The organism is Aeromonas sp. MdU4, assembly GCF_041929505.1.
In the GTDB taxonomy this organism is placed as follows: domain Bacteria; phylum Pseudomonadota; class Gammaproteobacteria; order Enterobacterales; family Aeromonadaceae; genus Aeromonas.
This window is the reverse complement of sequence record NZ_JBHFMW010000052.1, coordinates 1-6,030: the sequence shown is the minus strand read 5'-3', so window position 1 is coordinate 6,030 and position 6,030 is coordinate 1. Positions and strand designations below refer to the sequence as shown.

The 6,030-nt window shown below is 53.6% G+C and carries 5 protein-coding genes and 1 pseudogene; all 6 read left to right on the top strand.

Annotated elements, in window-relative coordinates:
- Nucleotides 1-879 (top strand): IS110 family transposase (locus ACE1BR_RS22840; protein ID WP_374874340.1); only part of this gene is annotated, 879 nt, incomplete at its 5' end.
- 12 nt (nucleotides 880-891) lie between these two features.
- Nucleotides 892-1,095, top strand: a pseudogene (locus ACE1BR_RS22835) (integrase core domain-containing protein); the annotation flags it as partial.
- 265 nt (nucleotides 1,096-1,360) lie between these two features.
- Nucleotides 1,361-2,491 carry a serine/threonine protein kinase gene (locus ACE1BR_RS22830; RefSeq protein ID WP_374874338.1) on the top strand — a complete coding sequence of 377 codons (1,131 nt, stop codon included), beginning with the start codon at nucleotides 1,361-1,363 and terminating at the stop codon, nucleotides 2,489-2,491.
- A gap of 194 nt (nucleotides 2,492-2,685) precedes the next feature.
- Nucleotides 2,686-3,534, top strand: a complete 849-nt coding sequence (locus ACE1BR_RS22825) for a DMT family transporter (protein ID WP_374874342.1) — start codon at nucleotides 2,686-2,688, stop codon at nucleotides 3,532-3,534.
- Nucleotides 3,535-3,542: 8 nt separating this feature from the next.
- The gene (locus ACE1BR_RS22820) at nucleotides 3,543-4,868 is read left to right on the top strand and encodes an MFS transporter (protein ID WP_374874336.1); all 1,326 of its coding nucleotides are present in this window, start codon (nucleotides 3,543-3,545) and stop codon (nucleotides 4,866-4,868) included.
- A 520-nt stretch (nucleotides 4,869-5,388) separates the two neighbouring features.
- Nucleotides 5,389-5,760 carry a hypothetical protein gene (locus tag ACE1BR_RS22815; RefSeq protein WP_374874334.1) on the top strand — a complete coding sequence of 124 codons (372 nt, stop codon included), beginning with the start codon at nucleotides 5,389-5,391 and terminating at the stop codon, nucleotides 5,758-5,760.
- Nucleotides 5,761-6,030 lie beyond the last annotated feature (270 nt).

Below are 6,030 nucleotides of genomic sequence, written 5' to 3'. Positions count from 1 at the left end.
GGCGTTGAAGGCACAGGCACGTATGGTGCTGGCTTGGCCAGTGTACTGCGCAAGCATGGTATCGAAGTCTTCGACGTTAATCGCCCTGACCGCTCCAAACGCAGGCTTCAGGGGAAATCGGATCCTACCGATGCTGAAAGTGCAGCGAGATCCGTTCTTTCCGGTAGTGCTAACGCGATAGCAAAGACCCAGTCAGGCGCGGCAGAAATGATGCGAGTGGTATCAGTAGCCAGACGCAGCGCCGTCAAAGCCAAAACGCAGGCAATGAATCAACTCAGAGCATTGCTTGTCAGTGCCCCCCAGGATGTTCGTGAACGACTCTGGAAAAGCAAGCCCGCTGACTGTGCAAAGGGATGCGCACGAGTGAGGTCATTGGGTACCACTGAACTCCTGCATACGTTAACGACTACCCTGTGTCTGCTGGCCAAGCGTTGGCTGCTATTGGCAGACGAAGTTGAAAAACTTGATGCCATGTTGGATGCCTTGACCCATCAACATGCTCGTCGTCTGCGCGAGCAATTTGGCGTCGGCCCTCAAACCGCAGCGGTGCTGCTTTCAACGGCTGGCGATAACCCGGAACGGTTAAGAAATGAAGCATCGCTTGCGGCACTTTGTGGGGTTAATCCTTTACCCGCATCCTCGGGAAAAACCATACGACATCGCTTAAACCGAGGTGGTAACCGTGCAGCAAATAATGCGTTATGGACGATTGCAATGGTCCGGATGCGGGGAGATCCACAAACCCAATCTTACGTCGCACGACGTAGCGCCCAAGGCTTATTTTCGAAAGAGATCCAGCGTTGTTTGAAACGCTATATCGTCAGAGAACTCTACCCTTTGATCTTGGCCGATTTAGCTGACTCAGCGCGAGTTTGTTGACATAGGAGCGTCAATGCCCCGATGGAGCGGTTGTTCAGAAGCCTGAAGTCAGAGTGGCTCCCGGCTATGGAATATATGAGCTTGCGAGAGGCGAAACGAGATATCAGTTATTACCTGATGGATTACTACAACTGGCGGCGTCCACATTGCCACAATGACGGGATACCGCCAGCAAAAGCCGAAGAACGGCCTAACCAAGTGTCCGGATTTAGTTGACCACTACAATATCGATTTAGGAAACAACGCCATTCCTAACTAATTGTATTACTGAGGTTAGTAAGATGACTTAGGGAGAAAATATAGCGTTTTAATTTTTTTTGTGCAATATGCCGGTTGCATCACAGAAACCAACCATTGCTACTGGGGGTGATCTAAATTTGATGCTTGTTGGCACAATTGTGTAATTACAGCGCGGGATGAAAATATTCCAATGGTCATGCAAGCAGACGAACTTGCCCACATGAACAAGGTAGGTGATTGTATGGCTAAGATTGTGAATTCGTGGAACGACTTCGATCCTCTCAAACATGTTATCGTCGGTCGTGCTGACCACAGCTGCATTCCACCCGAAGAGCCGGCTACATCGGAAAAGGTGCCCATAGATAGCCCGATGCGTGGCATGTGGGGCCCTCGGCCGCTCGAAACTGTAGAAAAGGCCAATGCCCAGCTAGACTATCTTGCCCGTATCCTTCAGGAGCGCGGTGTTCGGGTGGACCGCCCCGAGCCGCTCCAGTGGAACCAGCCGGTGATCACGCCGGATTTCCGAACCGACTCCATGATGACCTGTATGCCACCGCGTGACACCTTGCTCACCATCGGCAACGAGATCATTGAGGCCGCCATGTCGTTTCGCTGTCGCTACTGGGAGTACCTGGCGTTTCGCTCGCTGCTGAGCCGCTATTTCGAGGAAGACCCCGAATTCCTCTGGAGTCAGGCTCCGCGTCCGCGCCTCAATGACAAGTCCTACAAGCACAACTATTACGACGAGAAGATCACGCTTGAAGAGCGTCTGATGCGCACCGCCAACAAGGATTTTGTCACCACCGAAAACGAGATCCTGTTTGATGCCGCCGATGTGATGCGCCTTGGCAAGGATCTTTTCATCCAGCATGGCTTGACCACCAACCGCAAGGCGATGGAGTGGTTCAAGCGCAAATATCCCGAGCTGCGCATACATGCGGTGAACTTCCCGGGGGATCCGTACCCGATCCACATCGATGCGACCTTTGTGCCGCTGCGCCCTGGTCTCATCATCAACAACCCGGTACGTCCCCTGCCCAAGGAGCAGCGCGCCATCTTCGAGAAGAACGACTGGCAAATAGTCGAGGCGGCCAAGCCGGCTCATACCGAGCCGCCAGCGCTTTGCTACAGCTCGGTCTGGCTCTCGATGAACTGTCTGGTGCTCGATCACAGGACCGTGGTGGTGGAAGCCTCTGAAGTGCACCAGATGGAGCAGATGGATAAGCTGGGTATGAACGTCATCCCGGTGCCGTTCCGTGATGCCTATCCGTTTGGTGGCGGCCTGCACTGTGCGACGGCAGATGTGTATCGGGAAGGAGGTTGTCTTGACTACTTCCCCAACCAGAGCGGGCTCGATGTAACCCGAGTGTAGTCTTCTGTGGTGTAACCAAAGCCTGATTCTGCCTGGATTGGGCTTTTCTCCAAAGATGTGGGGGGCAACAGGATGTCAGAAATTGTACTGTCGCACGGGGAGATGGCGCATGCCCCGATAGACAAGAAAATTGGTTTTCTCAACGCCTTTGTGGCGGCTAGCTTGATGGGCTTTGTCGGTTTTTTGCTCGGCATATCAATGCTCAGGGTGATTTTATCGCCTTCTCGCGGATGCTGTTTGGCGCCGCCTTTTTTATCGGGCTCATCGTTTATCGTGGCCGGCTGGGGGAGCTTCGCCGCTATGCACTCTCGTTTAGCGTGATGGCGAGCGGCTTTTTTATGGGGAACAGCCTCTCTGCCTATGTGGCGGCGACCCAACACACTTCGATTGCCAACGCGGTCTTTTTTATCTACATCGGCCCTATCATCTCGACCCTGTTGGCGGTCATCTTTCTTAAAGAGCGGATGAAGTTCTCTACTTGGCTGGCGGTGGTTTCGGTTTTTACGGGGATGCTGTTTATCGTCGGATTGATCTCGGTTGATGCCAGCGGTGTCCATTTTTCCATGACGTTCTCGGAAGAGACGCTGTTTGGCGACATGCTGGCGCTCTATTCGGGGGTAGGTTACGGCCTGTTTCTCTTCTTTGGCCGACTGCGCACCGAGATCCCAGGCGATATCCGCGCCTTCTGGAATTTTGTCTTCGCGTTGATCGGCATTGTGGTGCTCTTTACCTTTACCACGCCGAGCCTTGCCCAGATGGGCTGCAGCGACTGGCTCTGGTGGATTGCTATCGGTTTCGTCTGTGGCTTCGGGGCGCTTGGTACTTGTACCATCGCTATCCGCCACCTCAAGGCGGTGGAGTTTGCCTGTGTCTCCTACTGGGAATGCGTAGTAGCCGCGCTGTTTATTGGGTTGGTGCTCTATGACGAGCCACTCTCGACCATGCAGTTTGTCGGTGGCGGGTTGATTGTGCTGGGAGGTATGGCCGAGATCCTGGTCTCGCTGACCGGGCGCAAGGTCAAACCCGCGCAGCAGCCGTTATGAGGGGGCGTATGCAGGAAACGATGGAACAGGATACCTCCCGAAGTACCTTGCACAAGGTGGCAACCGCCTGCTTTATCGGTAACTTTATCGAGTGGTTCGATTACGCGGTCTATGGCTATCTCGCTATTGTGATCTCCAGGGTGTTTTTCCCCTATGAGGACCAGACTGCGGGACTGCTGGCGACCTTTGCCATCTTCGCCTTTTCATTTGTGGTGCGGCCGCTGGGCGGTGTGTTCTGGGGGCACCAGGGGGATCGGGTCGGCCGGCGCAACGTGCTCTCGATCTCCATCTTGCTGATGTCAGCTTCGACCTTTGGTATCGCACTGCTCCCCTCATACTCCAGCATCGGGTTTGTAGCGCCGCTGCTGCTCTGTCTGTGCCGACTGGTGCAGAGCTTTTCTGCCTCGGGAGAGTATGCGGGGAGCGTCATCTTTATCGCCGAGTATGCACCGAAGCACCAGCGCGGCCTCTATGTCGGCCTGATCCCGGCCAGCACCGCAATCGGGCTGCTCGCTGGCGCCCTCTGCGTGGCGTTGCTGCAAGGCATGCTGGAGGTTGACCAGCTTGAGTCGTGGGGATGGCGTATCCCGTTTCTGATTGCCGCTCCGATGGGGATCATCGGTCGCTACATCAGGGTGAACCTGGAAGACACGCCGGAGTTCAGTGTGTTTCAATCCTCCGGCAAGACGGTGCAGGCTCCCATCGTGACGCTGCTTCGCCACTACAAGCGTGCACTGCTGGTGCTCTTCGGCGTTACCTCACTCAATGCAGTAGGCTTTTACTTCCTACTGAGCTACATGCCCACCTACCTTACAGCAACGCTCGGAGTGTCGTTCCGGCTCTCGGTGCTGGTCACCATTTTCACCCTGATGGTCTACGGTGTCTTTGTGTTTTTTGCTGGGTATCTCTCGGACTGTTTCGGGCGGCCGCGTATGCTAATGCTCGCATCATTCGCCTTTATCGTGCTGAGCGTTCCGGTCTTCTCCCAGCTCACGGCTGCGTCGTCGTTGTCGTTGTCGTTGTCGGCCATGATGTTGATTGTCCCGTTTTTCGGGCTGCTGCTCTCGATCAACGACGGGGCACTGGCCTGCTTTATTGCTGAGCTGTTTCCGGTCGAGATCCGCTACAGTGGCTTTGCCTTTGGCTTTAACACGGTTAACGCCCTCTTTGGAGGCACAACTCCGTTGGTACTGACTTGGCTGACGGATTTCACAGGTGAGCCACTTGTTCCAGCTTATTACTTAGCATTGGTAGGTCTGGGGGCGTTTGGCGCTTCCGCTTGCTTCTATAGCACCGATAACTCAATAACTGATCCTAATACTGCTTCATCTTGACGGTTCCATTGAATCTCACCTGCTATTCTGAATAGCCTCGGGTATTTCGAAATTCCCTTTTTCTGAAAAACAAATTGCCTTTCAAACTCTACCGGCGACAGCTCGTCATTGGAACCATGACACCTGATTGGATTTTAAAACATCTCGATATAATCAATCTACAGCTGCGATCTTCGCCTCTTGTCGGTAAATGCTGCGTTGGGAGAATCGGCTCTGCACGATTCAAGCTTTCCTGGCTATTGAGCAAATACCCTGAGTGTAGATCTGGTGACGGCAGTGATTGATGGTAAGACGGTACTTGGGCTTCCCCGTGAGATCCAGGCGGTTCGTAATGCGTTTGCTGCCTATGAGGCAATGCCTGATTGGGATCCGGCTTCAGCTGATGATTTATGCTGGCTCACGGACTATTGATACGTGGACTCTGTGATGATGCGGGTCACTGGCGCAACGGTGGGGTGGAAATATATCGAGATGAGCAGTTGGTGCATATGGCGCCCCCGCGAACCAGATCCCTCGTCGAATGGTGCGCTTATGGCAGACGGTGATCAAGGCGCGGCAAGAGCACAACTATCGGCATCTAAGTCAGGCTGATAGCAGCAGTGATTGCACAGCGTTCATCCTCTTTTTTCTGGAAGCACTTGCCCAAGCGATTGCGATTCAACCTGCAGCGGTTTCATCTCATCAGGAAAATATGCGGGTAGAAACGCCGGAGGTAATCTTGGTTGAGCTGGCAGCTGAGCCGACCATGATTCTCAAGCAAGTGGCTGTGCGGATTGGCAAATCGACCAGCACGGTGGAGAGAGCTGTTACAGTGCTGGTCAAGGCTGGACGATTACGTTTTGTTGGGCCGCGTAAGAGCGGGCGTTGGGAGTTATTGGAGCCTGATACTTAATAATTAAGGACCACCTCGCAATCGGCGAGCCTGTAAATCCAATTGTGTAAACGTCCACGAATAAGTAACTTTTTAATAGGATATCTTCGTGGGTGAACCGCGGTTAATCAGAGACTTGTTGTATTGAGGCCAGTTAGTGATTGGGTGAAGAGACGTGCCCATGATGCAGACTTGAAGAGGATGGTGGTAATCAGATCACCAAGTCTTGAGTTAGTTCCATTCAGGCAGCATCGATTTGGGCATAGATGGTCGCCCCCGTTTTGCCAGGCC